General features: G+C 63.0%; 26 protein-coding genes and 1 tRNA gene. 22 read left to right on the top strand and 5 right to left on the bottom strand.

Features of this window, described 5'->3' with window-relative positions:
* Positions 1-12: 12 nt before the first annotated feature.
* From ACHAC9_RS03445 to ACHAC9_RS03435, 3 genes are all read left to right on the top strand, one after another.
* Positions 13-600, top strand: a complete 588-nt coding sequence (locus ACHAC9_RS03445; RefSeq protein WP_435757147.1) for a hypothetical protein — start codon at positions 13-15, stop codon at positions 598-600.
* A complete protein-coding gene (locus ACHAC9_RS03440; RefSeq protein ID WP_435757145.1) occupies positions 593-832 on the top strand; it encodes a helix-turn-helix transcriptional regulator in 240 nt (79 codons plus the stop codon). Before ACHAC9_RS03445 ends, ACHAC9_RS03440 begins: the two co-directional genes overlap by 8 nt.
* Before the next feature lie 131 nt (positions 833-963).
* Entirely contained in the window at positions 964-2,040 is a 1,077-nt protein-coding gene (locus ACHAC9_RS03435) for a DUF5694 domain-containing protein (protein WP_435757143.1), read from the top strand.
* Between the two features lie 18 nt (positions 2,041-2,058).
* On the opposite strand, the gene ACHAC9_RS03430 is transcribed toward ACHAC9_RS03435, so the two are convergent.
* Together ACHAC9_RS03430 and ACHAC9_RS03425 are read right to left on the bottom strand one after the other, a co-directional pair.
* A complete protein-coding gene (locus tag ACHAC9_RS03430) occupies positions 2,059-2,697 on the bottom strand; it encodes a CatA-like O-acetyltransferase (RefSeq protein ID WP_435757141.1) in 639 nt (212 codons plus the stop codon).
* A 59-nt stretch (positions 2,698-2,756) separates the two neighbouring features.
* Positions 2,757-3,551: a 3-hydroxybutyrate dehydrogenase gene (locus tag ACHAC9_RS03425; protein ID WP_435757139.1), complete on the bottom strand. Its 795-nt coding sequence runs from the start codon at positions 3,549-3,551 to the stop codon at positions 2,757-2,759.
* Positions 3,552-3,675: 124 nt separating this feature from the next.
* On the opposite strand from ACHAC9_RS03425, the gene ACHAC9_RS03420 reads away from it, so the two are divergent.
* From ACHAC9_RS03420 to ACHAC9_RS03395, 6 genes are read left to right on the top strand one after another with little or no spacing between them, the layout of a single operon-like run.
* Positions 3,676-4,551, top strand: coding sequence for an alpha/beta fold hydrolase (locus ACHAC9_RS03420; protein WP_435757137.1), 876 nt, complete (start codon positions 3,676-3,678; stop codon positions 4,549-4,551).
* 26 nt (positions 4,552-4,577) lie between these two features.
* Positions 4,578-4,928: a RidA family protein gene (locus tag ACHAC9_RS03415; protein ID WP_435757135.1), complete on the top strand. Its 351-nt coding sequence runs from the start codon at positions 4,578-4,580 to the stop codon at positions 4,926-4,928.
* Between the two features lie 3 nt (positions 4,929-4,931).
* Positions 4,932-7,169, top strand: coding sequence for a RelA/SpoT family protein (locus ACHAC9_RS03410; protein ID WP_435757133.1), 2,238 nt, complete (start codon positions 4,932-4,934; stop codon positions 7,167-7,169).
* A gap of 13 nt (positions 7,170-7,182) precedes the next feature.
* Positions 7,183-8,001 (top strand): MlaE family ABC transporter permease, encoded by an 819-nt coding sequence (locus ACHAC9_RS03405; RefSeq protein WP_435757131.1) that lies wholly within the window; start codon positions 7,183-7,185, stop codon positions 7,999-8,001.
* A gap of 9 nt (positions 8,002-8,010) precedes the next feature.
* Positions 8,011-8,940, top strand: coding sequence for an MlaD family protein (locus tag ACHAC9_RS03400; protein WP_435757129.1), 930 nt, complete (start codon positions 8,011-8,013; stop codon positions 8,938-8,940).
* Positions 8,937-9,569: a hypothetical protein gene (locus tag ACHAC9_RS03395; RefSeq protein ID WP_435757127.1), complete on the top strand. Its 633-nt coding sequence runs from the start codon at positions 8,937-8,939 to the stop codon at positions 9,567-9,569. The genes ACHAC9_RS03400 and ACHAC9_RS03395 overlap by 4 nt, the downstream gene beginning before the upstream one ends.
* A gap of 60 nt (positions 9,570-9,629) precedes the next feature.
* Here ACHAC9_RS03395 and ACHAC9_RS03390 read toward each other — a convergent pair whose 3' ends face one another.
* Together ACHAC9_RS03390 and ACHAC9_RS03385 are read right to left on the bottom strand one after the other, a co-directional pair.
* Positions 9,630-10,577 carry an NAD(P)/FAD-dependent oxidoreductase gene (locus ACHAC9_RS03390; RefSeq protein WP_435757125.1) on the bottom strand — a complete coding sequence of 316 codons (948 nt, stop codon included), beginning with the start codon at positions 10,575-10,577 and terminating at the stop codon, positions 9,630-9,632.
* A gap of 32 nt (positions 10,578-10,609) precedes the next feature.
* Entirely contained in the window at positions 10,610-11,590 is a 981-nt protein-coding gene (locus ACHAC9_RS03385) for a cation diffusion facilitator family transporter (protein ID WP_435757123.1), read from the bottom strand.
* Between the two features lie 147 nt (positions 11,591-11,737).
* Here ACHAC9_RS03385 and ACHAC9_RS03380 point away from each other — a divergent pair.
* The 11 genes from ACHAC9_RS03380 to ACHAC9_RS03330 all read left to right on the top strand — a co-directional run bounded on the left by ACHAC9_RS03380 (position 11,738) and on the right by ACHAC9_RS03330 (position 22,379).
* Positions 11,738-11,814 (top strand) — tRNA-Val (locus ACHAC9_RS03380).
* A gap of 209 nt (positions 11,815-12,023) precedes the next feature.
* Positions 12,024-13,934 carry a threonine--tRNA ligase gene (gene thrS, locus ACHAC9_RS03375; protein ID WP_435757245.1) on the top strand — a complete coding sequence of 637 codons (1,911 nt, stop codon included), beginning with the start codon at positions 12,024-12,026 and terminating at the stop codon, positions 13,932-13,934.
* A gap of 12 nt (positions 13,935-13,946) precedes the next feature.
* Entirely contained in the window at positions 13,947-14,495 is a 549-nt protein-coding gene (gene infC / locus ACHAC9_RS03370; RefSeq protein ID WP_435757243.1) for a translation initiation factor IF-3, read from the top strand.
* Positions 14,496-14,786: 291 nt separating this feature from the next.
* On the top strand, positions 14,787-14,984 hold the full coding sequence (gene rpmI / locus ACHAC9_RS03365) for a 50S ribosomal protein L35 (protein WP_435757121.1): 198 nt from the start codon (positions 14,787-14,789) through the stop codon (positions 14,982-14,984).
* A gap of 20 nt (positions 14,985-15,004) precedes the next feature.
* Positions 15,005-15,364, top strand: coding sequence for a 50S ribosomal protein L20 (rplT, locus tag ACHAC9_RS03360; RefSeq protein WP_435757119.1), 360 nt, complete (start codon positions 15,005-15,007; stop codon positions 15,362-15,364).
* A 154-nt stretch (positions 15,365-15,518) separates the two neighbouring features.
* Complete coding sequence (gene pheS / locus ACHAC9_RS03355; RefSeq protein WP_435757117.1) at positions 15,519-16,535, top strand: phenylalanine--tRNA ligase subunit alpha; 1,017 nt, start codon at positions 15,519-15,521, stop codon at positions 16,533-16,535.
* Positions 16,536-16,565: 30 nt separating this feature from the next.
* Complete coding sequence (gene pheT, locus ACHAC9_RS03350) at positions 16,566-18,992, top strand: phenylalanine--tRNA ligase subunit beta (RefSeq protein ID WP_435757115.1); 2,427 nt, start codon at positions 16,566-16,568, stop codon at positions 18,990-18,992.
* 114 nt (positions 18,993-19,106) lie between these two features.
* Entirely contained in the window at positions 19,107-19,460 is a 354-nt protein-coding gene (locus ACHAC9_RS03345) for an integration host factor subunit alpha (protein ID WP_435757113.1), read from the top strand.
* A 17-nt stretch (positions 19,461-19,477) separates the two neighbouring features.
* Positions 19,478-19,882: a MerR family transcriptional regulator gene (locus ACHAC9_RS03340; RefSeq protein ID WP_435757111.1), complete on the top strand. Its 405-nt coding sequence runs from the start codon at positions 19,478-19,480 to the stop codon at positions 19,880-19,882.
* Between the two features lie 143 nt (positions 19,883-20,025).
* On the top strand, positions 20,026-20,658 hold the full coding sequence (locus ACHAC9_RS03335) for a response regulator (RefSeq protein ID WP_056334485.1): 633 nt from the start codon (positions 20,026-20,028) through the stop codon (positions 20,656-20,658).
* Between the two features lie 251 nt (positions 20,659-20,909).
* On the top strand, positions 20,910-22,379 hold the full coding sequence (locus tag ACHAC9_RS03330; RefSeq protein ID WP_435757109.1) for a CHASE3 domain-containing protein: 1,470 nt from the start codon (positions 20,910-20,912) through the stop codon (positions 22,377-22,379).
* A 59-nt stretch (positions 22,380-22,438) separates the two neighbouring features.
* Here the strand turns inward: ACHAC9_RS03330 and ACHAC9_RS03325 are convergent, their stop codons facing one another.
* Positions 22,439-23,248, bottom strand: a complete 810-nt coding sequence (locus tag ACHAC9_RS03325; RefSeq protein WP_435757107.1) for a Crp/Fnr family transcriptional regulator — start codon at positions 23,246-23,248, stop codon at positions 22,439-22,441.
* A gap of 278 nt (positions 23,249-23,526) precedes the next feature.
* Here ACHAC9_RS03325 and ACHAC9_RS03320 point away from each other — a divergent pair, with 278 nt between their 5' ends.
* Positions 23,527-24,198, top strand: coding sequence for a response regulator transcription factor (locus ACHAC9_RS03320; RefSeq protein WP_435757105.1), 672 nt, complete (start codon positions 23,527-23,529; stop codon positions 24,196-24,198).
* Complete coding sequence (locus ACHAC9_RS03315) at positions 24,195-25,520, top strand: ATP-binding protein (RefSeq protein ID WP_435757103.1); 1,326 nt, start codon at positions 24,195-24,197, stop codon at positions 25,518-25,520. The genes ACHAC9_RS03320 and ACHAC9_RS03315 overlap by 4 nt, the downstream gene beginning before the upstream one ends.
* Positions 25,521-25,624: the final 104 nt, after the last annotated feature.

The following is a 25,624-nucleotide window of genomic DNA, read 5'->3' as shown; positions in this document are numbered from 1 at the left end:
CCTGGAGGCCGTATGCCTGCCCTCGCTCTTTCCCTCGCCGCATGCGCTTTGCTGGGCGTTCTGCTGGCGCAATCCTGGTTGCCTTTTAGTGCAGGTTTTCTCGGCGGCGCTGTGCTCGTGCTTGCCGCTTACTGGCTGCGTGGGCATTGGCAGCGCGTCTTGTCGGCGCCGGAAACAGCAGAGCGCTGTGCCCTGCTGTCTGTTGCCGGCACGCTGGTGTGTCTCGCTTACCTTGGCGCCAAGCTGGTGCAACTCGGGCCGGACCTCGACATCCATACGCGTGCGGCGCGCATGATGGCAGGCGAACTGTGGACCCTGGTGGCGGCATCGGTGCTGATCGGCTGGATCGCACGGGCGCCCGACGCGACGCGCGACGAACGCGACGGGATGATCGCGGCCCGCGCGCTCGGGTTTTCCAGCTATGCCTTGCTGGCGCTGCAGGCAGCGCTGGTCGCCTGGATCAGCCTCGGCGCAGACGCCACCAGGCCCGCGCCGTCGATGGCGATGCTGGCCCATCTGTTCATTTGCAGCTGGATGCTTGCCCACGTGCTGTATGGCCTTCACTGTACCTGGGCGTATGCCAGCATGCGCCATGCGTAAGGATTCCCCGATCGACAACCACCTGCGGCGTTTGCGTTTCGAGCACGGCGAGATGTCGCAGGAAACGCTGGCGCGCGCGGTCGGCATCACGCGCCAGACCGTGATTGCGCTCGAGAGCCTGCGCTACGCGCCTTCGCTGGAACTGGCGATGAAACTGGCCGACGTGTTCGGCGTGGCAGTCGATGAGGTCTTCTTCTGGCGCACAGCGCGCACTACACCAGGCACCAGCTGAACTGTTCCGCTCACCCCCGGTTTTCCGCATCCCGGACCGTTGAAAGCGCGTCCTGTCCGCTGCATGCTTGTGTTCGTCTTCCGTTTTCCCTACATTGCTCACTCGACAATTAGTGCGCTGGGGATCATCTGATGGGAACAATGCGGGAAAACGGCCGGCGTTACGCGGCGACGCTGCTGTCGCTGCTTGCATGGTCATGGCCGTTCGCGGCGCAGGCGCAGACCGACCTGACGGTACTCGATCGCGACATGGCCGGGCCGCGCGCGCAGGTGCTGGTGCTCGGCACCATCCACCTCAGGACGCTGCCGGCCGGCTTCAATCCTGCCGCGCTGGATGGCCTGCTTGACCGGCTGGCCGCCTTCAAACCCGAGATCATCACCATCGAGACCGAGAACGGCGAAGAATGCGACCTGGCCGCGCGCCATCCGGCCAGGTACGGCGCCGACTACTGCGCCTCGACAGCCGCCGCGCAGGCAGCCACCGGGCTCGACGCACCCGCAGCGATGGCGCAGGTCGACAAGCTGCTCAAGACCTGGCCCGCGCAGGCAACGCCGGGACAAAGGCGGCGCCTGGCTGCCTTGTTCCTGGCGTCTTACGACCGCGCCTCGGCGTATGTGCAATGGCTGCAACTGCCGGCGGGCGAGCGCCGCGCCGGCGACGGCCTCGACGCCGCGCTGCTCGAACAGCTCCAGCAACTCGGCAAGCGCAAGGACGAGAGCTACCAGATCGCCGCCCGCCTGGCCGCGCGCCTGGGTCTGGCGCGCGTGCATGCCGTCGACAACCACACGGGCGACCGCATCGATGTCCCCGACATCAAGGCCTTTGTGCGCTCGATCGAGGCGGCTTGGGCCGCGGGCGGGGCCGAGATGCGCGCGCATGAGAAACAGGACGATGTCCTGGCGCTGGCGCCCGACCTGCTGCCGCTCTACCGCGTGATCAACGCGCCCGGGCGGCTGCGCGCGCGTGCCGAGGGCAACGTGCATGCGTCGATGCGGGCAAAGTCGAAAGAAGGCTATCCGCAGATCTGGGTCGCCGGTTGGGAGATCCGCAACTTGCGCATGGTCGCCAACGTACGCGAGACCTTCCGCGAACGGCCCGGGGCACGGGTGCTGGCCTTTGTCGGGGCGACGCACAAACCGTGGTTCGACAGCTGGCTGGGGCAGTTGCAGGGTGTGGACATCGTGGATGTGGACCAGGTGCTCAAGTGAAGCACTTGAACCTGCAGCTCAGTGCATGAACGCCGCCAGCTCCGCCGCGATCTGCTGCGCCAGCTGGTGAATATGAAAGCCGTCGACAAATCCGTGGTGCGCCTGCACCGAAAAAGGCAACAGCAGGCGACCGTTCGGCCCGTCCCTGAATCTGCCCCAGGCCAGCGATGGAATGTCGGGCGAGCCGAGGCTGGCTGTCGGATGCTGGATCGAGGTGAAGTCGAGCCAGGGGATGCAGGTGATGAAGACCTGGTCCTTGCACTGGCGTGGCGACAGGGCCGCGTAGGCATTGTTCAGGGCGGTCATGGCACAGGCTTCCTTTCGCGCGTCGATGCTGCGGGCGACAAAGTCGCGCAGGTCGTCGGACCAGTCGAACAGGGCGAAATTCAAGTCATTATTCTGGTTGACGACGGTGAACGAGGGCATCAGGCGTGCGACCTCGATGACCTCGCCCTCGAACACGCGGTAGCGGAAGTTCTCGATTTTTAAAATCGAGCGCAGGACGGCGCACAGCAACACGTGGAAGGGCGGCAGTCCTTCCTGTTTGCACCAGGGGCGGTAGTCGGGCAGCTCGAGCGTGAAGCAGAGGTTGACCGCGGGGCTGTCCATGCGGTCGAAGAGGTCGAAGCGGTCGCGCCGTTTTTCAAAGTTGTGCATGCAAGGGGGATGTGAAACGCACGGCGCCGATAGTCAGGCGCCGCGTTGATGAAAGAGCCTTATTGAGCGGCCCAGCCGCCGTCCATGTTCCACGCCACGCCGCGCACCTGGCCACCGGCCGGGCTGCAGAAGAACACGGCCAGCGCGCCCAGTTCGTCCGGCGTCACGAATTCGCCCGACGGCTGCTTTTCGGCCAGCAGGGCTTTGCGTGCCTCGTCGTTCGACAGGTTCTCGCGCGCGGCGCGGTCGTCGACCTGTTTTTGCACCAGCGGGGTCAGGACCCAGCCCGGGCAGATCGCGTTGCAGGTCACGCCCGTCTGCGCCGTTTCCAGCGCGGTGACTTTGGTGAAGCCGACCAGGCCATGCTTGGCCGCGACATACGCGCTCTTTTGCGCAGAACCCACCAGGCCGTGCACCGACGCCAGGTTGATGATGCGGCCCCAGTTTTTTTGCTTCATGCCGGGCAGGGCCAGTCGCGTGGTGTGGAAGGCGGAGCTCAGGTTGATCGCGATGATCGCATCCCATTTCTCGACCGGGAAGTCCTCGATGGCGGCCACGTGCTGGATGCCGGCGTTGTTCACCAGGATGTCGATGCCGCCGAATTTCTCCTGCGCGAAGGCCATCATCGCCTCGATCTGCTCGGGCCTGGACATGTCGGCGTTGTGGTAGGCCGTCTGCACCCCGAATTCGGAACCGATGTCGGTATGGAGCTTCTCGATCTGCTGGGCGTCGCCGAAGCCGTTGAAGACCAGATTCGCGCCCTGCTCGGCCAGGGCACGGGCGATCCCCAAGCCGATGCCCGAGGTCGAGCCGGTGACGAGTGCCGTTTTACCGCTTAGCATGGTCGATTTCATTGTTTCCTCTGTAAGGGTGGTGTTCAGGGTGTTTCTACGGAATTGGTAGAATTCTAATCGCTCCGCCAGTTAAAATGTGGGGCTGGCGTTTATCGACGTAACAATATTGTCATCGGAGCCGTGAATGAGCGAAGCGAGATTGAAAAGCGTGCAGTGCAGCTCGCCCGCCGGCCTGCACCGGATCGCCTACAAGGAATGGGGCGATCCGGACAACCCGCGCGTGCTGGTCTGCGTGCATGGCGTGACCCGCGTGGCCGATGACTTCGACGCCCTGGCGCGCGACCTGTGCGATCACTACCGGGTGGTCTGCCCCGACGTCGCCGGGCGCGGGCGCTCGGGGCGCCTCGCAGATCCGCAGCTGTACGCGCTGCCGCAGTATGTGGCCGACATGGTGACGCTGATCGCGCGCGTCACCGCGAACGGCGAGGACAAGGTGCACTGGTTCGGCACCTCGATGGGCGGCCTGATCGGCATGGTGCTGGCCTCCCTGCCGCAGTCGCCGATCACGCGCATGGTGCTCAACGACATCGGCCCGACGCTCGATGGCGCCGCGCTGGCGCGCATTGCCGACTATATCGGCCAGGACCTGCGCTTTCCCGATTACGCAAGCGGGGCGCGTTTCGTGCGCGAGGTGTCCGCCTCGTTCGGCCCGCACTCGGATGAGCAATGGGACAAGCTGGCGGCCGACGTGCTGCGCCAGGAGCCGGACGGGCAATGGGTGCGCCACTACGACCTGGCGTTGGCCCAGCCGTTCAAGACGATGGGGGTCGAACGCGCGAAGCAGGACGAGGCGGCGCTGTGGCGCGCCTGGGATGCGATTGCGTGCCCGACGCTGCTGGTACGCGGCGCAGATTCCGACCTGCTGTCGCACGAGACCGCGCAGTTGATGACGACGCGCGGACCGAAGCCGCGGCTGGTCGAGATCGCGGGTGTCGGCCATGCGCCGACCTTCGTCCAGCCCGAGCAGATTGCAATCGCACGAACATTTTTAACGGCCTGAGGCCTGAGTACGCAACGAAAGAGCATATGCAAATCAAACGACTTCACGTAGGCAAGCGCCTGTCCGAAACCGCCATCCACAACGAGACCGTCTACCTGGCCGGCCAGATCGCCGAAGACACCACCCAGGACATCGAAGGCCAGACACGCGAAGTGCTGGCACACGTCGACCGCCTGCTCAACGAAGCGGGCAGCGACAAGACCTGCATCCTCATGTGCCAGATCTACATCGCCGACATGGCGCATTTCGCCGGCATGAACGCGGTCTATGACGAATGGGTCGCAGCCGGCCATACACCGCCGCGCGCGACGGTCGAAGCGAAGCTTGCCAATCCGGCCTGCCTGGTGGAGATCGTCGTCACCGCCGCACTGCGTTAAACCATGGTGTCCACCGCCGCACTCGGCGACGCCACTACCCAGCTTATTTCGGGACTGAATCCCGAGGAATGCGTGCGCGTGCAGGACGCGCTCGACTATGCGGCTGCGGCCTATGGCGAACGGGCCTGCTCGTCCGGCCAGAACGCCTTCGAGTTTTCGCTCGGCGTGGCCGGCACGCTGGCGTATCTGCGCAGCGATGTCGAGACGCGCATCACCGGCCTCCTGTTCGAACTGGCGATCGTCGAACCAAAGCTGGTGGAAACGCTCGAGCAGCTCTTCGGCGCCGAGGTCGCAAGCCTGGTGCGCGGCGTGCAGCAGCTGATGCGCCTGCGCGACCTGACGGTCGGGCACCAGGAGGTCTGGCGCGGCAAGAACGCGGCCCAGCAGGCCGTGGCGCAAGTCGAAACGCTGCGCAAGATGCTGCTCGCGATGGCGACCGACATGCGGGTGGTGCTGATCCGGCTGTCGTCCTGCCTGACGACGCTGCGCTGGTTCGCCGAGCAAAAGCGCTTCGACGAACTGACGCGCGACTATGGGCGCGAAGTGATGGACCTGTATGCACCGCTGGCGAACCGCCTCGGCATCTGGCAGCTGAAGTGGGAGCTGGAAGACTTGGCCTTCCGCTTCCTCGAGCCGGAAACCTACCGGCGCATCGCCAAGATGCTGGAAGAAAAGCGCATGGCGCGCGAGGGCTTTGTCGCCTCGTCGATCGCGCGCCTGGAGCGCGAGCTGCACGCGGCCGGCATCAAGGCCGAGGTGAGCGGACGGCCGAAACACATCTACAGCATCTATAACAAGATGCGCGGCAAGGAGCTCGATTTCACGTCGCTGTACGACGTGCGGGCCTTCCGCGTGATTGTCGCCGACGCCAAGACCTGCTATACGGTCCTGAGCCTGGTGCATAACATCTGGACCCCGATCCCGGCCGAATTCGACGACTACATCGCCCGTCCGAAACCGAACGGCTACCAGTCGCTGCACACGGTCGTCACCGCCGAGGACGCTCGTCCGCTGGAGGTGCAGGTGCGCACCCAGGAGATGCACAACTTCGCCGAGTACGGCGTGGCCGCGCACTGGCGCTACAAGGAAGAGGGCGGCTCGAATTTCAAGAGCCAGAAGTACGACGAAAAGATCGCCTGGCTGCGCCAGCTGCTGGCCTGGAAGACCGACGTGACCGACGTCGTGGCCGCCGAAGAAGACCAGAAGGAATGGATCGAAAAGCTCAAGGCCACCACGCTCGACGACCGCATTTTTGTCCTGACGCCGCAGGCGCGCGTGCTGGAGCTGCCGGTGGGCGCGACCCCGATCGACTTCGCCTACCACCTGCACAGCGAAGTCGGCCACCGCTGCCGCGGCGCCAAGATCGACGGCGCGATGGTGCCGCTCAATACCCCCCTGAGTAACGGCCAGACCTGCGAGATCATCACCGCCAAGGGCCCGGCCGGCAGCCAGGGACCGTCGCGCGACTGGCTCAGCCCCGGGTATACCGTCAGCAGCCGCACCCGTTCGAAGATCCGCGCCTGGTTCCACGCGCTGGAGCTGGCCGAGACGCTGGCACAGGGGCGGGTGCTGGTCGAAAAATCGCTGCAGCGCGAGGGCAAGACCGCGGTCAACCTCGAAGCGCTGGCGCATAAACTCGGCTTTGCCAAGGTCGACGACCTGTTCATCGCGGTCGGCAAGGAGAAGTTCAGCCTGCGCCATGTCGAAGCGGCGCTGCATGAAGCAGTCGAAGCGCCGCCGCCGGACGACGCGGCCGTCGTCAACAAGAGCCGGGCGTCGAGCGTGGATCAGGGCGCGAAATCGGGCGTGCTGGTAGTCGGCACCGAAGGCTTGATGACGATGCTGGCCAAGTGCTGCAAACCTGCGCCGCCGGACCCGATCGTGGGCTTTGTGACGCGCGGGAAGGGCGTCTCGATCCACCGGTTGTCGTGCAAGAATTTCGCCGAGATGCGCAGCAAGGCGCCCGAGCGCGTGATCCAGACCGATTGGGGCAAGGGTGTCATCGAGACCGTGTACCCGGTCGACATCTTCATCCTCGCGATCGACCGCCAGGGCCTGCTGCGCGATGTGTCGGACGCTTTCCTGCGCGAGAAGATCAATGTGACGGGGGTCAACACGCAGACGACGAGGGGGCAGGCACGCATGGTGTTTACGGCGGAGATCGGGTCGACCGCGCAGCTGCAAAAGGCGCTGTTGTCGATCAGCGAAGTCGCGGGCGTGCAAGAGGCCAGACGGTCGTAGGGGTCATATGCCCATGCGCCGCTCCCTCCATCTCGCTACCCGTCCCAGCCTATGGGGCCTCGCGCTCGTCCACTACCTGCGCAGCTGGTGGTACATGTTCCACCTCGGCGCGGTGGCGCTGGTCACCGCGTTCTCGCCCTCGACCTATCGTGGCGCAAACCGCCGCGCCAACCGCCTCTCCACCGCGCGCTACATCCACGCTAGCACCTGGCAGGTGCTGCCCTGGTTCACGGTACTCTCGGCCCTGATCAGCCTCGTCATCATCCGCATCGTGCTGGTCACCGCCATGAGCTACGGCCTGTCGCGCTATGCGCTCGAGATGGTGGTACGGGTGCTGGTGCTCGAACTCATTCCCTTGTCGGCGGCGCTGTTCGCCGCGCTGCGTTCCGGCATGGCCTTCGACGCCACGGCACTGGGCCTGGCGCGCGCCGGCCTGCCGACGGCCGAGGTGAATGCCGAAGCACTGCGCCGCATGCGGCGCGACCTGGTGCCGCAGCTGTTCGCGAATGCCTTCTCGGTACTGAGCCTGGCGATGGTCAGTTCCAGCATCGTGCTGCTGCTGGCCTACCTGAACGTGTACGGGCTCTCGCCCTGGGGCGCGCTGGACTACACGCGCACCGTGGGACGCGTGTTCGACCCCCTTGTCACGATCGGTTTCGTACTCAAGACCGTGCTGTTCGGCCTGGCGGTGGCCGTGATCCCGACCGCCGCGATTCTTGAATTGCAGCGCTACCCACGCCAGCTCGCGTCGAGCGTTCAGCCCGGCGCGCTGCGCCTGCTGTTCGTGCTGCTCCTGATCGAAGGCGCTTCGCTTGCCCTCAAATATATTTGAAACCTGCCCATGACCGACACCACATCCGACGAGCCCGCCCATGTCGAAACCAAGGCGATGATCCTGCTGGGACTTGTCACCGCCCTGATCATCGCCTTCGTGCTGTACGTGATGTATGCGCGCGGCGTGTTCGAGCCGACCCAGAAACTGATCCTGACGACGGAGAATTCGGAAGGCGTCATCCCCGGCATGGACATGACCTTCGCCGGCTTCCCGATCGGGCGCGTGCGCCTGGTCGACCTGGCGAAGGACGGCAAGGTGCAGGTGCTGGTCGACGTTTCGAAGTCCGACGCCAAGTGGCTCAAGGCCTCGAGTGTCTTCACGCTCGAGCGCAGCGTGGTGGGCGAGACGCGCCTGCGCGCCTTTACCGGTGTGCTCGACGACGCGCCGCTGCCCGACGGCGCCGTGCGTCCGATCCTGCGCGGCGACGTGACCGCCGAGATCCCGGGGCTGGTGGCCACGGCGCGCTCGCTGCTCAACAACCTCGAGGGCATGACGGCCGAAGGCTCCAGTGTGTCCGGCAGCCTGGATAACCTGCAGACGCTGACCGGGCGCCTGTCCGGCAAATACGGCCTGCTCAGCGGCGCGCTCGGCGACGAGGAGGCGAAAAAATTCGTCGGCACCCTGCAGCGGCTGGACGTGCTGCTGGTGAAAACCGATCAGCGCCTGTACGGCAAGAAGGGCGTGGTCGACGATGCGCAAGCAGCGGTGGTCGAGCTGCAGGGCGTACTGCAGGATGCGCGTGCGACCTTGAAGCGGGTCGACGCCGTGCTGGTCGAAGCGCAGGCCGTCGGTGCGAATGCGCGCGTGGCCACCGAAGACCTGGGCGCGTTGCGCGGCGAGGTTGAGGCCAGCCTGCGCAAGGTGAACCGCCTGGTCGACCAGGTCAACCGCAAATGGCCGTTCGCCGGCAAGAACGAGGAGATCAAGCTGCCATGAAGATGTCCGCTGTGTTCATCGCGCTGCTGCTGGCCGGCTGCGCCAGCAAGCCGGCGCCGCCAAGCTGGCAACCGGATGCGAAGGATGCGCTCGACGCGTTTGCCGATGACTACCTGCGCGGCAGCACGGGCGCCGCCAACGCGAACTTCGCGCGGGCGCGGCGCGAGACGGCCAGCACCGGGCGCGCCGATCTCGTCGCCCAGGTCGAGCTGGTGCGCTGCGCGGTGCTGGCGGCGAGCCTGGAGTTCGACGACTGTCCGGGGTTTGCGGCGCTGTCCTCGGATGCGTTGCCGCAGCAGCGGGCGTATGCCGCCTATCTGGCCGGGCGCTGGGAAGGGCTCGATGTTGCGGCCTTGCCGGAGCAGCATCGCCCGGTGGTGGGCACGGGCTCGATCGCCGGCATGACCGATCCGCTGGCGAAGCTGGTGGCGGCGGGGGCCTTGTTCAAGGCGGGGAGGATGTCGCCGGGCGACATGCAGGTGGCGACGGAGATGGCATCGAGCCAGGGATGGAGAAGACCGTTGTTGATGTGGTTGGGGGTTGCGCAGAAGAGGGCGGAAGCCGGTGGTGATATGGTAGCCGTGGAGCGGATCAAGCGGCGGATTGCGTTGGCGTCGGGGCAGAACTAGCTTTGGTTCTGCGCCAGCAGGCATATGGTCAGTCGCGAAGAACACAGCACCGAATCGTGCTTACGACTTCACCTTGCTCCTCAAGGTCCACGGCAAGGCATTATGAATCGTCGTCGCCGCGATCGCCGCCTGTCCCGCCGCCACCGCAATCTGGTTCAAGCCGCGCACCACGTCCCCGATCGCGTACAGCCCCGGCACGCTGGTGCGCTGATGATCGTCGACCACGATCTTGTCGCATTCCGCGGTCTCCACGCCCAGCGACGAGGCCAGGCCTGACCTGGCGGACTCGCCCAGTATCGGATAGAACACGTCGAACTCGCGGCTCTCGCCATCGGCCGTATTCAATACCGGCTTCATGTCCTCGCTCATCGTCACGCCCAGCAGCGGCGACTCGATGTAGTGCACCCCGGCTGCCGTGATCTGGCGTCGCTCGTCATCGCTCAGGATCGGTTCTTCGCTGCGGTCGAACAGCGTGACGTCGGCGCTGAAGGAACGCATGAAGAGGGCATGCCCGACTGGGTTGATTTCGCTGGTGGCCACCGCGATGCGCCGGTCCATCACGTCGAAGCCGTCGCAGACCGGGCACAATCGCACCGCGCCACAAGCCACGGCTTCGCGCCAGTTCTCGATCGGCAGGCCGACGTCGGCCACGCCGGTGGCCAGGAGCACGGTCAGGGCGCGAATGGCGTGGGTGTCGCCTGCGTCGTCGAGATAGTCGCCCACGAAATGACCGTCCTCCAGGCGCAGATCGGTGACCTCGCCGCGCAGCACCTCGCCGCCGTAGTTGTTCAGCTGGCAGCTCAGGTTGTTCAGCAGCTGGGTGCCGGGTACGCCCTCCGGGAAGCCCGGATAGTTGTGCGACACCGGGATCAGGCCGGCGCGGCTGTTGCCCTTGTCGATGACGACAATGTTGCGGGTGAAGCGGCGCAGGTAAATGGCCGCGGTCAGCCCGCCCGGTCCGCCGCCGATGACCAGGGAATCGAATACACGTTCGGTAAGTTCGCTCATGACCCGATTATGGCCGAGGACCACGCCGGGCTCTATCGGCGCGTGTGCCCGCTTGGGGTAAGCGCAGGCTTACAATGACCGGCGTCCAGCGGCAGGCCGCCCTCCGCTTCCGGCTGCAGCGTGACGTGGTCGATGCCGTGCCGCTCGAGCAGCATCTCTTTCACGCGGCGCAGGACAGCCGGCCATTCGGCCAGATCGACGATCTCGAGATGGCCGATCAGGGCAGGGTGGCCGGGCGACATGTCCCAGACGTGCAGGTCGTGCACCGACAGCACGCCGTCGACCTCGGCCAGGTCGGCGCCCACTTGCAGGTAATCGATCCCGTGCGGCACGGCCTCCATCAGGAAGTGATAGGACTCGCGCAGGATGCCCCCGGTCGATTTCAGGATCAGCAGCGAGACGAAGATCGACAGGATCGGGTCGATGCGTACCCAGTCCGTGAAATAAATGATGCCGCCGGCGGCGATCGCGGCGACCGAGCCGAGCAGGTCGCCCATCACGTTCACCAGCGCCGCACGCGTGTTGATGCTCTGCGTGTCGCGCGAGAGCACCCAGGCGACCAGGATGTTGATGCAGGCGCCGATCGCGGCCACCACCAGCACCACGCCCCCTTGCACCGGTTCCGGATGCGCCAGGCGCTGCACCGCTTCGACCACGATCCAGGCGACGAGAAGCAGCATCGCCAGGCAGTTCACAAACGCGGCCAATGCCTCGGCGCGGACAAACCCGAAGGAATGGCGCGAGGATGGCGGACGCTTGGCGATCAGCTGCGCCAGCAGGGCCAGGCCCAGGGCGGCGGCGTCGGTCACCATGTGGCCGGCGTCCGAAATGAGCGCCAGGGAATTGGACATGAAGCCGGTCACGACTTCGATCACGGCGAACAGCAGCGTCATCACGAGCGCGATGGCGAGCGCCTTCTGGCTGCGTGCCTCGATGAAATGGCCGTGGCTGGCGTCGCCGTCGAGGTGGGCGTGCAGGTGATCGGAGGTCGGTGCGGCGTGATCGGAGGACATGGGACATTCGGTCAATTGGAACAGCCGGCAGTGTAATGGATAGCAGGCGCAGGGAAGCGCCCAGTCCGGGCGCAACTCCGCCGCCTCGTGACTAATTCCGCACAAGCCTTGCACGACGCCGGCGCAGCCCCTATAATGCACCTCATTGGGCGGTTAGTTCAGCTGGTTAGAATACTTGGTCGACATCCAAGGGGTCGCAGATTCGAATTCTGCACCGCCCACCAGAATACTTTGAGTAAGAGCGAGAAAGGCGTCATCGGTTATGACACCGCGAACTACAACCTGGTTGTGGGGGAATCGCTAGACGCGGTATTGTGTTCTTTTGCTCAACACACTGAAACAAACGCGCCTGGTGCGCGTTTTTTTTCGTCCATTACATTCAGCTTTCTACATTTTCAACTTTCTCGGCGCGGCGCGCCACATGGAGATCACTATGCTTAACGTGCGACTTCCCGATGGCTCCAGCCGTCAGTTCGACGGCCCCGTGACGGTCGCCCAGGTAGCGACGAGTATCGCCCCGAGCCTTGGCAAGGCGGCCCTCGCCGGCAAGGTGGACGGCAAGGTGGTCGATACTTCCTTCCTGATCGAGCAGGACGCGGATTTTGCGGTCATCACCGACCGCGACCCGGAAGGCCTGGACGTGATCCGCCACTCGACCGCCCACTTGCTGGCGCACGCAGTGAAGGAACTGTTCCCGGATGCGCAGGTCACGATCGGCCCGGTCATCGAAAACGGTTTCTATTACGACTTCTCCTACAAGCGCCCGTTTACCCCGGACGACCTGGCGAAGATCGAAAAGAAGATGGGGGAACTGGCCAAGAAGGATGAGCCGGTCACCCGCAAGGTGTTGCCGCGCGACGAAGCCGTGGCTTATTTCAAGTCGATCGGCGAAGACTACAAGGCCGAGATCATCGCCTCGATTCCGGCCGGCGAGGATGTCTCGCTGTATTCGGAAGGCAGCTTTACCGACCTGTGCCGCGGCCCGCACGTGCCATCGTCCGGCAAGCTGAAAGTGTTCAAGCTGATGAAGCTGGCCGGCGCCTACTGGCGCGGCGACTCGAACAACGAGATGCTGCAGCGCGTGTACGGCACCGCCTGGGCGAAGAAGGAAGACCAGGAGCAATACCTGCACATGCTGGAAGAAGCGGAAAAGCGCGACCACCGTAAATTGGGCAAGGCATTGGATTTTTTCCACTTCCAGGAAGAAGCACCGGGCCTGATCTTCTGGCATCCGAAGGGCTGGACGATCTGGCAGCAGGTCGAGCAATACATGCGTCACAAATACCAGGTCAACGGTTACGATGAAGTAAAAGCGCCGCAGATTCTCGACGTCACCCTGTGGCAGAAGACCGGTCACTGGGACAATTATCGCGAGAACATGTTTACGACCGAGTCGGAGAACCGCTCGTATGCCTTGAAGCCGATGAACTGCCCGGGCCACGTGCAAATCTACAACTCGGGCATGAAGAGCTACCGCGACCTGCCGCTGCGCTATGGCGAGTTCGGCCAGTGCCACCGCAACGAGTCCTCTGGCGCGCTGCACGGCATCATGCGCGTGCGCGGCTTCACCCAGGACGACGGCCACGTGTTCTGTACCGAAGAGCAGATCGAGGCGGAAGTGACGGCCTTCCACGCCCAGGCGATGGAAGTCTACGACGACTTCGGTTTCACGAATATCGACGTCAAGCTGGCCCTGCGTCCTGACAGCCGCATCGGCACCGACGAAGTCTGGGACGAGGCCGAAGAGGCGCTGCGTTCGGCCCTGCGCGCCTGTGGCGTGGAGTGGACGGAATTGCCGGGCGAGGGCGCCTTCTACGGCCCGAAGATCGAATACCACCTGAAGGACAGCCTGGGCCGCCCATGGCAGGTCGGCACGATGCAAGTCGACTTCTCGATGCCGGGCCGTCTCGGCGCTGAGTATGTTGCGCAAGACAACACGCGCAAGGTGCCGGTCATGCTGCACCGCGCGATCGTCGGCTCGATGGAGCGCTTCATCGGCATCCTGATCGAGAACTACGCCGGCGCGCTGCCGCTGTGGCTGGCGCCGGTGCAAGTGGCGGTGCTGAATATCTCGGACGCCCAGGCCGATTACGTGAAGGAAGTGCAGGATCGCCTCAAGAAGGCGGGCCTGCGCGTTCACGCTGATTTGCGGAATGAGAAAATTACCTTTAAAATACGTGAACATTCCGTCCAAAAGTTGCCATATATTCTAGTTGTTGGCGACAAGGAACGTGAAGCAAACACCGTGGCCGTGCGCGCACGGGGCAATGTCGACCTGGGCACCATGTCCATCGATGCCCTGATCGAGCGTGTGCTTGGCGAAGTTGCAAGTAAAGCCAAGTAAGCCGGCCGGTTTATTCAGACATTAAAAGGAAACAACATAGCTACTGACAAGTCGTCGCATCGTATCAATGGCGAAATCAATCACCCGGAAATGCGTCTCTCCGGGGTGGACAACGAGCCGCTGGGCATTGTGAGCCTGGCTGACGCGTTCCGTCTGGCCGAGGAAAAGAATGTCGATCTCGTGGAAATCGCGCCGACCGCGGTTCCACCGGTCTGCCGCCTCATGGATTACGGCAAATTCAAGTACTCGGAACAGAAGAAGGCCCACGAGGCCAAGCTGAAGCAGAAGATCATCCAGGTCAAGGAAGTCAAATTCCGTCCAGGTACGGATGAAGGCGACTACAGCATCAAGCTGCGTAACCTCATCAAGTTCCTCGACGAAGGCGACAAGACCAAGATCACGCTGCGCTTCCGCGGTCGCGAAATGGCGCACCAGGATATCGGCTTTCGTATGCTCGAACGTCTGAAGGGTGACCTGGAGCCGTATGGCCAGGTCGAGCAGTTCCCGAAGATGGAAGGTCGCCAGATGATCATGATCATTGCTCCGAAAAAGAAGAAATAATTCTCCGATTTCGTAGTAAGACGGGCCGGGTCCGATGTTGCAGCGTGTGCTGCGATATCGGGCTCGGCCCTGTGTCGTTTTTAGGAATCGTTCCTCTGGATGCAAGCTAGTCCGTTGCTATCCTAATTCACACAAACCTGTTAGAATCTGCGGTTCCTGTTTTTCGAAGCAGGTTGTAGCGGAATTAGCGTCTGCTGCAAAACAAGTGAAAGCAGGCATCTAAGCGCGACACCATGTTGCCACCTGCAATCCTGTTAGATATGAGGCTGTCCGTGAAAAGGACAGATGACTATGCCAAAAATGAAAACCAAAAGCTCCGCGAAAAAACGTTTTCGCGTGCGTCCGGGCGGTACTGTGAAATCGGGTATGGCGTTCAAGCGTCACATCCTGACCAAGAAGACCACCAAGAACAAGCGTCAGCTGCGCGGCACCCGTAACATCAATGCAGCAGACGTGACGAGCGTCTACCGCATGATGCCAACTGCTTAATCTCACACTAAGGAGCTAATATGCCTAGAGTAAAACGTGGGGTTACCGCACGGGCCCGTCATAAGAAAGTTCTTGAGCTCGCAAAAGGCTACCGTGGCCGTCGCTCAAAAGTATACCGTGTTGCCAAGCAAGCAGTCATGCGCGCTGGCCAGTACGCATACCGTGACCGCCGCAACAAGAAGCGCGTCTTCCGCGCACTGTGGATCACCCGTATCAACGCAGCATCGCGTTCGCACGGCATGACCTACAGCGTGTTCATGAACGGCCTGAAAAAAGCCGCGATTGAACTGGACCGTAAGGTCCTGGCCGATATGGCAGTGCATGACAAGCCGGCTTTCGCCGCGATTGTCGCTGCCGTTCAGTCCAAGCTGGCTGCCTAAGCAGTCTGCTGGTAAATAGCGCTGCAGCGATGCGGCGCAAAAAGAGCGGGGCAGAGGTTATTAAAAGACCTGTGCCCCGTTTTTGATTGTGGGGCCTTGTTAAACCGACTATGGTCCCTGTGGCTCCCGCCACCATCAAAACAGGAAAAACCGCATGAACTCGCTGGAAGAACTCGTCGTCTCGGCCCAGGCTGACTTTGGCGCTGCGCCCGATGCAGCCGCGCTGGAAAACGCAAAAGCAAGATACCTCGGCAAGACCGGCCAGGTGACCGAACTGATGAAGGGTCTCGGCAAGCTCGACCCTGACCAGCGCAAGGCGCAGGGCGCCCTGATCAATGCCGCAAAAGAAAAAATCGAAGGGGCACTGACCGGTCGCCGCGACGCGCTGGCGAACGCCTTACTCGAAGAGCGCCTGAACCTCGAGGCGATCGACGTCACCATGCCGGGCCGTGGCCGCGCCATGGGCGGCATCCACCCGGTGATGCGTACCTGGGAACGCGTCGAGCAGATCTTCCGCTCGATCGGCTTCGACGTCGCCGACGGCCCGGAAATCGAAACCGACTGGACCAATTTTACCGCCTTGAACAGTCCGGAAAACCATCCGGCGCGTTCGATGCAGGACACCTTCTATATCGAGGGCAATGACAGCACCGGCAAGCCGCTGCTGCTGCGCACCCACACCAGCCCGATGCAGGTGCGCTACGCGCGCACCCACACGCCGCCGATCAAGGTGATCGCGCCGGGCCGCACTTACCGCGTCGACAGCGACGCCACTCACTCGCCGATGTTCCACCAGGTCGAAGGCCTGTGGATCGGCGAAGATATTTCCTTCGCGGACCTGAAGGGTGTGTACCTGAATTTCGTGAAGGCCTTTTTCGAGACTGACGACTTGCAGGTGCGTTTCCGTCCATCCTACTTCCCGTTCACGGAACCGTCGGCCGAGATCGACATCGCTTTCGGTTCCGGCCCCTTGAAGGGCCGCTGGCTGGAAGTCTCCGGCGCCGGCCAGGTGCATCCGACGGTGGTGCGCAACTTCGGGCTCGATCCGGAAAAGTTCATCGGTTTCGCGTTCGGCTCCGGCCTCGAGCGCCTGACGATGCTGCGTTACGGGATCAACGACTTGCGCCTGTTCTACGAAGGCGATCTTCGATTCCTGAAGCAGTTCAACTAATAACAATCACCTGCAGCTGAAGGCAAGATTATGCAATTCTCTGAAAACTGGCTCCGTTCCATGGTCGATCCGACACTGTCTTCGGATGCGCTGTCCCACCTGCTGACGATGTCCGGCCTCGAAGTCGAAGAGGTCGAGGCGGTCGCGCCGCCTTTCTCGAACGTGGTGGTGGCCGAGGTGGTCGAAGTGGCCAGGCATCCAAACGCGGACCGCCTGAACGTGTGCCAGGTGAACGTTGGCACGGGCACCTTGCTCAACATCGTCTGCGGCGCCCCGAACGTGCGCGTGGGCATGAAAGCGATCTGCGCCAAGGCCGGCGCCGTGCTGCCGCCGGGCGCGGACGGCAAACCCTTCGAGATCAAGGTCGGCATGCTGCGCGGCGTCGAGTCGCAGGGCATGATGTGCTCAGCGAAAGAATTGAAAATCTCGGAAGAGAGCAGCGGCTTGATGGAGCTGCCGGCGGATGCGCCCGTCGGCACCAGCATCCGCGACTACCTCGCCCTGGACGACCTGAAGTTCACCATCAAGCTGACCCCGAACAAGGCGGACTGCCTGTCGGTGCTGGGCGTGGCGCGCGAAGTGTCGGCCCTGACCGGTACGCCGCTGCACCTGCCGACCACCGTCCCGGTGCCAGTGAGCTCTGACGAAATCCTTCCGGCAAAAATTTCCGCCCCGGACCTGTGCGGTCGTTTCACCGGCCGCGTGATCCGCGGCCTGAACGCGCGTGCCGCCACCCCGGAGTGGATGAAGCAGCGCCTGGAACGCTCGGGCCAGCGCTCGGTATCGAGCCTGGTCGATATCTCGAATTACGTCATGCTGGAAGTCGGCCGTCCATCGCACGTGTTCGACATGAACAAGATCCACGGCAGCCTGGACGTGCGCTGGGGCAGGAAAGGCGAAACCCTTACACTCCTGAACGGCAATACGGTCGAGGTCGACGAGTGGGTCGGCGTCATCGCCGACGAGAAAGAAATCGAGTCCCTGGCCGGCATCATGGGCGGCGATTCGACCGCGGTCACGCTCGACACGACCGACATCTACCTGGAAGCGGCCTTCTGGTGGCCGAACGCGATCCAGGGCCGTGCCCGCAAATTCAATTTCTCGACCGATGCGGCGCACCGTTTCGAGCGTGGCGTCGATTACGCGACGACCGTCGAACACATCGAGCGCATCACGGCGCTGATCGTCCAGATCTGCGGCACCGAGTCGACAAAAGTCGGCCCGGTCGACGACCAGGTTGCGAACCTGCCGCAGCGCACTCCGGTCGTGCTGCGCACGGCGCGCGCGCAAAAAGTGATTGGCGTGGCCATCACCGACGAGATGGTTGCCGACATCTTCACGCGCCTGCACCTGCCGTTCACGCATGAGGCGGGCCGTTTTGCCGTCACCGCGCCTTCGTACCGGTTCGACATCGAGATCGAGGAAGACCTGATCGAGGAAATCGCGCGCGTCTATGGCTTCGAGAACATTCCTGCCAACCCGCCAGTGGCGCCGAGTGCAATGCTCATCGAGCCGGAGAATACGCGCTCGCTGTTTGCCATCCGCCACCGCGTCGCCGACCTCGGCTACCAGGAAGTGGTCAACATGAGCTTCGTGGAAAGCGTCTGGGAGCTGGATTTCGCCGCAAACGAAGCGCCGATCAAGCTGCAGAACCCGATCGCCAGCCAGATGAGCACCATGCGCTCGACGCTGATCGGCGGCCTGCTGGCCAATGTGCGCTACAACCTGAACCGAAAAGCCGGGCGTGTGCGCGTGTTTGAAATCGGCGCGATCTTCAAGCGCAACGAAGCGATTGCTGACGGCCCATTGTCGGTGGCGGGCTTCGAGCAGCCGAAACGCGTGGCCGCGATGGCCTACGGTCCGGCGCTTGACGAGCAGTGGGGCGTGCCAACCCGTGCGGTCGACTACTTCGACGTGAAAGCCGACCTGGAAGCGCTGTTTTCCCCGCGTGTGGTACGCTTCGTCAAGGCTGAGCACCCGGCGCTGCATCCGGGCCGCTGCGCCAATGTCGAGCTCGATGGCCGCCTTGTCGGTTTCATCGGCGAACTGCATCCGCGCTGGTTGCAGAAATACGACCTGGCCCAGGCACCGGTCCTGTTCGAGGTCGATGCGGATGCGCTCTCGTCCCGTGTGGTCCCGGTGTACACCGAGATTTCGAAGTTCCCGGGCGCTACGCGCGACCTCGCGCTGGTGGTGAAACAAAGCGTCCAGGCCCAGGCCGTGATCGATGCTTTCACGCTTGCCGCCGCTGCTCACCCGAATGGCAAGATCGTGCAAGCCATTGTTTTATTTGATGAATACCGCGGCAAGGGTCTGGAAGCGGACGAAAAATCGCTTGCTTTCCGCTTTAGCTTGCAAGATACTCAATCGACCTTGCAGGACGATGTTGTAGAGGCCGTCATGGCTTCTCTGGCTGAGGCCGCAAGAGAAAAACACAGCGCAAAATTGCGCGGCTAAGTTTCAAACTCGTCCAAAACATGTCCACATCGAAGGCAGGGTTTCAAAATTAATAATAACGACGTTGATTCGGCCGTATTCCAGGAAGCACTGGCGGCCGACCTGCATCGCGCGATGCAGGTAGCGCGGGTACGACAAGAAGCGGAAAAGGACCTGCCGACCCTGACCAAGGCCGAGCTGGCCGAGCTGCTCTTCGAGCAGGTCGGCCTGAACAAGCGCGAAGCCAAGGACATGGTCGAGACCTTCTTCGACGAAATCCGTAACGCGCTCGAGCGCGGCGAGGCGGTCAAGCTGTCAGGCTTCGGCAACTTCCAGTTGCGCGACAAGCCGCAGCGGCCGGGCCGCAATCCGAAAACCGGGGAAGAGATCCCAATCACGGCGCGCCGCGTCGTGACGTTCCACGCCAGCCAGAAACTGAAGGGCATGGTTGAAGAAACCAGTCCGGCATCCCTGGCGCGCGCTGCCTAAGTGCCAATAAGTGAGCCATGAACGATCGCCTCAACAAGACTGAACTGACCGCGCTGCCGCCGATCCCGGCGAAGCGCTACTTCACGATCGGCGAAGTCAGCGAATTATGCGGCGTCAAGCCGCATGTGCTGCGTTACTGGGAGCAGGAATTTACTCAGCTAAAGCCAGTCAAACGCCGAGGTAACCGCCGCTATTACCAGCACCATGAAGTGCTGCTGATCCGGCGCATCCGCGAACTGCTCTACGAACAGGGCTTCACGATCAGCGGTGCACGCAACAAGCTCGACAGCCGAGGCAGCAACCTGGCCGGCGGCATCGAGGAAGTGCAGGTCGAAGAAGCGCCCGTCGTCGATACGGCCAAGCTGCGCCTGGAACTGCTCGACATCCTGGCCCTCGTGAAGCAGGCCGTCCCACCGACTTAATGTAGTGTTAACGCTGCAGGTGCACCTGTTGTAGAAGGGCGCATGAGTGCTAAAATGTTACATGCGGCTTGGATACCAACGCAAGACAGCCGGGTGAGCTTTCCCCGGCACTTTCCTGTGCCAGGAAAATATAAGGGAAGACAATGATACGCGTTGCCATTTGTGACGATCACCAGATAGTTCGAGCAGGTTTCAAACAGATTTTCTCCTCGTCCGGCGATTTCGAAGTCGTCGCTGAAGGCGCCACCGGCCGCGAGGCGCTGGACATTGCACGTCGCGAGATTTGCGACGTGCTGCTGCTCGACATCGCCATGCCCGACCAGAGTGGTATCGACATTTTGCGTACCATTCGCCAGGGCCAGCCGAACCTGCCGGTGCTGATTCTCTCCGGCTATCCGGCGCAGCAGTACGCGCTGAACCTGTTCAAGATGGGGGCCAACGGTTACCTGAACAAGGAATGCGATGCCGACGAGCTGAAGACGGCCGTGCGCACCGTGTTCCAGGGCCGCCGCTATGTGAGCTCGACCGTCGGCGAATTGCTCGCGCAAAGCTTCGATCGCGATCCGAACACGGCCCTGCACACCGAGCTGTCGGACCGCGAATTCCAGGTATTCCTGCGCCTGGCCAAGGGCGCCACGGTGTCCGATATCGGAAATGCGTTGTCGCTGTCAATCAAGACCGTGTCCACCTACCGTACCCGCATCATGGAAAAGATGGGCCTGCAGTCGAATAGCGACCTGACCTACTACGCCATGAAAAACAACCTGCTCGACTGACAGGTTTGCGAGCGCTTCCGGCGCTCGCCCTTGTCGGCCAACAATGGCCGGCGCCGCGGCCCTGGCCGCACGTGCGTCATCGCGCAACGTCCGCCCGTGCCATACCGTCATCATGTGACGGTCCACGGTCCCGGCCGCAGCCGCACATCTGTCTTATCCCTTCTCCACAACAAGATTGCCGGGCTGCACTCAAGCCTCACAGGGACTATAATCAGCCCGGTCCGGAAAGTTGCGTAAAAGGAACCCAGCAGATGTATTTCTCCACCGATCCCCTCCCGAAACGCGCCCGCTCGCTGCCGCTCTACAAGACCCTGCTGTGCTTTGCTGTCGTGGGAATCTTGCTGGCGAACGGCATCAGCCTGTTGCGCAACCTCGATGGCATGAAGGCCGCCAATTCGCTGCAAGACCAAACGGCGAAGGTGACCGATGAACTGCAGCACCTGAACCTGCTCGTCACCGATGCGGAAAGCAATCTGAGGGGTTATTTCCTTTCGAATTCGCCCAGCTATCTCGGTACCGTGCAGGGCGCCCCAGCCAGGATCGACACCCAATTACGCAAACTCAGCTTGCTGCTGGCCGACAATCCATCGCAGCAAAAGAACCTGGCCCAGCTGCGTATGCTGGTCGAGCACCAGTTGCGCATGATGGACGAAGCCCTGACGATCTACCGCGACGGCGGACTGAAGGAAATCCTGATCATTACCGGTGCGGCAACCGACGGCGACACCGACGAGATCCGTTTTCAGGTCGTGGTCATGCTGAGCGAACAGAACGAATTGCTGGACGCGCGCAGCGCCGCCTTTTACGACGAATACCGTCACGCGGTGATCCTGGGCCTGGGCATCAACACCGCCGCGATCATCGTGCTCCTGTTGTTCTACCAGCTGGTGCAGCGCAGTTTTGCCGCGCGTTCCCGTGCCGAAGAGGCCTTGCAACTGGCGAACGAGCAACTCGAGTCGACCGTCTCGCGCCGTACCGAGCAGTTGTCGGACCTGTCGCGCCACCTGATCCATGTGTCGGAAGAAGAAAGGTCGCGCCTGGCGCGCGAGCTGCACGATGAAATGGGCGCCAACCTGACGGCGATCGGCATGGACCTGGCCACCGTCGGCGAACAACTGCGCACGGGCCGGCCCGATCTGGCAGCCATGCTGGCGCGCGCGCGCGCAACCCTGGTCGACACGGTGCAATTGAAGCGCCGCATTGTCGAAGACTTGCGCCCGAGCCTGCTCGATAATCTCGGCCTGGCCGCCGCACTCCAGAGTTATTGCGAGGATTATGCGCGGATCACCGGACTTAACTGCGACGTGTTGATCGACGGCGACGTCGACAGTGCCGGGCCGATGCATGCGATTGCCTTGTTCCGCATCGTGCAGGAGTCGCTCAACAACATCGCCAAGTATGCCCAGGCGCGCAGCGTGATCGTCCACCTGGCGCGCGAAGGCGACAGCCTCGCGCTCGAGGTCAGCGACGACGGCGTCGGTATCGCGCCCGACGCGCTGACGCGGTCGAAGTCGCACGGTTTATTGGGGATGCGTGAGCGCGCCTTGCTGCTAGGCGGGAAACTTGATGTCGACCGTGGGATCAATGGGGTAGGGACCTGCGTGCTGGCCCGGATTCCGATACTGGGCAATGGAGCGGGCGCCGTCGCCTTGGTGCCGGCGGCCCCATCGCAGGTCTCGCCGCCCATCGGGAATGATGACCTGGGAAGATTTGCAGCTTGAACCTGTCCATAAAACAAAAGGGCGCCGTCTTGGCGCCCTTTTTGCGAGGGGATACTTGATTAGCGGGCGACGTCTTCCAGCAGACGGTCGTATTCGGTCTTGGCGACCTTGTAGCATTCGCCGGCATACTCTTCCAGGCCGGCGCGGTCGAGCACCGTGATGTTGCCGCGGCGGTACTGAATCAGGCCTTCATCCTGCAGCTTGCCGGCCGCTGCCGTGATACTTTCGCGGCGCACACCCAGCATGATCGAAATCAGTTCCTGGGTCACTTTCAGCTCGTTGCCTGGTGAACGGTCCAGGCGGTCCAGCAGCCAGCGGCACAGCTTCTGTTCGATCGAGCTGTGGCGACCGCCGACGGCGTTCTGGGCCATCTGGGCGAACAGGGCGTTGGTGTAGCGCATCAACAGCTGGGGCAGGGCGCCGCCGCGGTTGAAGGCGTCACGCAGGTATTGGGTTTTCAGGCGGTAACCGTAGCCGGCGCTCTGGACCACGGCGCTGCACATGGCGCGCTCGCCCATGAAGAGCGACACACCAACCACACCTTCGTGGCCGATCACGGCGATCTCGGTGGTGGCGCCGTCTTCCATGACATACAGCAGCGAGACGATTGAGGTTGTAGGGAAATACACGTATTCCAATTTGCTGCCATACTCGAACAGTTCCTTACCGAATGGCATAGGAACCAGTTCCAGGTGCTCGAACAGGGTCTCCAGATCATGACGGGGAAGGGCTGCCAGCAGTTCGTTCTGCTGGGTGCCGCTGAAACTGACAACTGGACGGGACGCCGCTTTAATATCCTCTTTGGCCGAAAGAAGCTGGTTGGCCGATTGTGCTTTTTGCGTGACACCACCGAGTTGAGCGTTGTTCATTTTCTGTCCTCTAATCTAACGTACTGCATGAAGTGCGACTACCAGAGACCTTGTTGACACTGTGTTGACAAGAACTCAATCGCGATGTGTGTACGATACGGCTTCCGTCTGTTGGCGAACATAAGACTCGGGGTTGCCCCCGTGTAGGCAGTATGCATGGTGTCGTGTCAGTCCAGTCCTACTGGGAAAGATGATGTAGATCAGGTCTTTTCTTTAAGTAGCGCAAACATTTGCTCCATAATGGTCAGGTTCGCCACCATTTATCCTACTGTCCGCGCATGCATGTCCTACTCGTCGAAGACGACGCCGTCCTGGCCGATGGCCTGACCCGCACCCTGCAGGGCCACGGCATGCAGGTCGAACTGGCGGTCGACGGCCTCCAGGCCGACGCCCAATTGCAGCGCAATCCTCCACAAGTGGCGGTCCTCGATATCGGCTTGCCCGGCATCGACGGCTTCGACGTGGTGCGCCGCCTGCGTGCGCGCGGCGACAGTACCCCGGTCCTGTTATTGACCGCGCGCGATGCCATCGAAGACCGCGTGCGCGGCCTCGAGCTGGGTGCCGACGACTACCTGGTGAAACCGTTCGCCACGCCCGAACTGGTCGCGCGCATTCGCGCCCTGGCCCGCCGCAACGCCCCGAAGACGGGCATCCTCACCCTTGGCAACCTGGTCTTCGATTCGGGGGCGCGGCGCGCGCGCATAGCCGAGCGGCCCCTGGAATTGTCGGCACGCGAATGGGCGGTGCTCGAATACCTGTTGCAGCAGGCGGGCAGGGTGGTGTCGAAACAGCAGATCATCGACACCATCGCACCCTGGGGCGAGGACCTGACCCTGAACGCCGTCGAAGTCTATGTCTCGCGCCTGCGCATCAAACTCGATGGCGCCGGCCTGGCCTTGCGCACCATCCGCGGTTTCGGCTACCTGCTGGAAGCGGCCGCTGCGGCATGACCAGCATCCGGGTCCGGCTGCTGAAGTGGCTGGTCGGCCCGATTCTGGTCGTCAACCTGGGCGCCGCAGCGCTCACCTACTTGCTGGCCTGGACCCCCGCCCAGCTCGCGTTCGACGAAAGTTTGCGCCTCGACGCCGCTGCGCTCGCCGCCCGCGTGCATGCCGGAGGAGTGCCCGCGCTCGCATCGGTTCAGGCTGACAACGGCGCGGGAGAGGCCAGCTGGGCCGCCTTGCACGATGCGAGGGGGCGACTGCTTGCCGGTTCGCCACGGCTGCCGGCGACACCACGCAACACCATGCTCGACGCGCGCCTGTACGGCGAGCCGGTGCGCGTTGCCGTGGCCGAGGTCGCCGGCTCGAACGGACAGCGCGTCAGCCTGGCGCGCACCACCCGCGCGCGGCAAGAGGTGCGCGCGGCCATCGTGCGCTCCCTGGTCCTGCTCGAAGTGCTGTTCAGCCTGGCGCTGGTCGGCCTGGTCTGGTTTTCGGTCGGAAACGGCCTGGCGCCCCTGGCCCGCCTGCGCGCGCGGCTCGATGCTCGGGGGAGTGCCGACCTGGCCCCGCTCGACGATAGCGGCATGCCGCGCGAACTGGTTCCCGTGGTCGACGCCTTCAATGCCTTGCTGGGACGGATCGACCTGGGCGCGCGCGCGCAAGACGAGTTCCGGGCGAACGTGGCGCACCAGCTGCGCACGCCCCTGGCCGGCCTGCGCCTCCAGCTCGAATGGCTGGCCGCGCGCCACCCGCACGATCCCGACACGCGCCGTTCGGTCGAACTCATGCTGGGGGCGAACGAGCGCATGATCCGCCAGACCAACCAGTTGCTGTCGCTCGAGCGCGCCGAACCGAACCGGTTTGCCCGCGCACGCCTGGCGCCGCTTGATCTGCGGGATCTGGTAGCGCAAAGCATCCAGGGGCTCGTCGAGCAGGCAGCCAGGCGCGACATCGACCTCGGCTTCGAGCTGGAGAAGGCAATCGTGCAGGGTGACGCTTTTCTCTTGCGCGACCTGGTCGACAACCTGGTCGACAATGCGCTGCGCTATACGCCGCCGGGCGGGCGCGTTACCGTCAGCTGCAGGCCGCAGGGCGCTCGAGGCAACATGCTGCGGGTCGAGGATAACGGGCCCGGTATCCCCGCGCACCTGCGCAAACAGGTGTTCGAACGCTTCGTGCGGCTCGATGAGGGCACCACCGGTAGCGGCCTCGGCTTGGCGATCGTGCGCGACATCGCCAACCTGCACGGCGCCGAATTGACGCTGTCGGATGCCCAGGACGGCGGCGCCGTGTTTACGGTCGCATTTCCCTCGGCAGCAATTCCGTAACTGTCAGCCTCCCGTCAGCATTTCCTCAGGGAAATGCAAGCTTGCTGCGCTATTATTCTCCCAAGGAAACTTTTCTTTCCGGCGTGACGCTCCCCAGCGGCGCG

The organism is Massilia sp. CMS3.1 (assembly GCF_051262535.1).
Taxonomy (GTDB): Bacteria; Pseudomonadota; Gammaproteobacteria; order Burkholderiales; family Burkholderiaceae_D; genus Telluria.
Note: the sequence above shows the minus strand (reverse complement) of the source record. Positions and strands in the feature narration are given on the sequence as shown.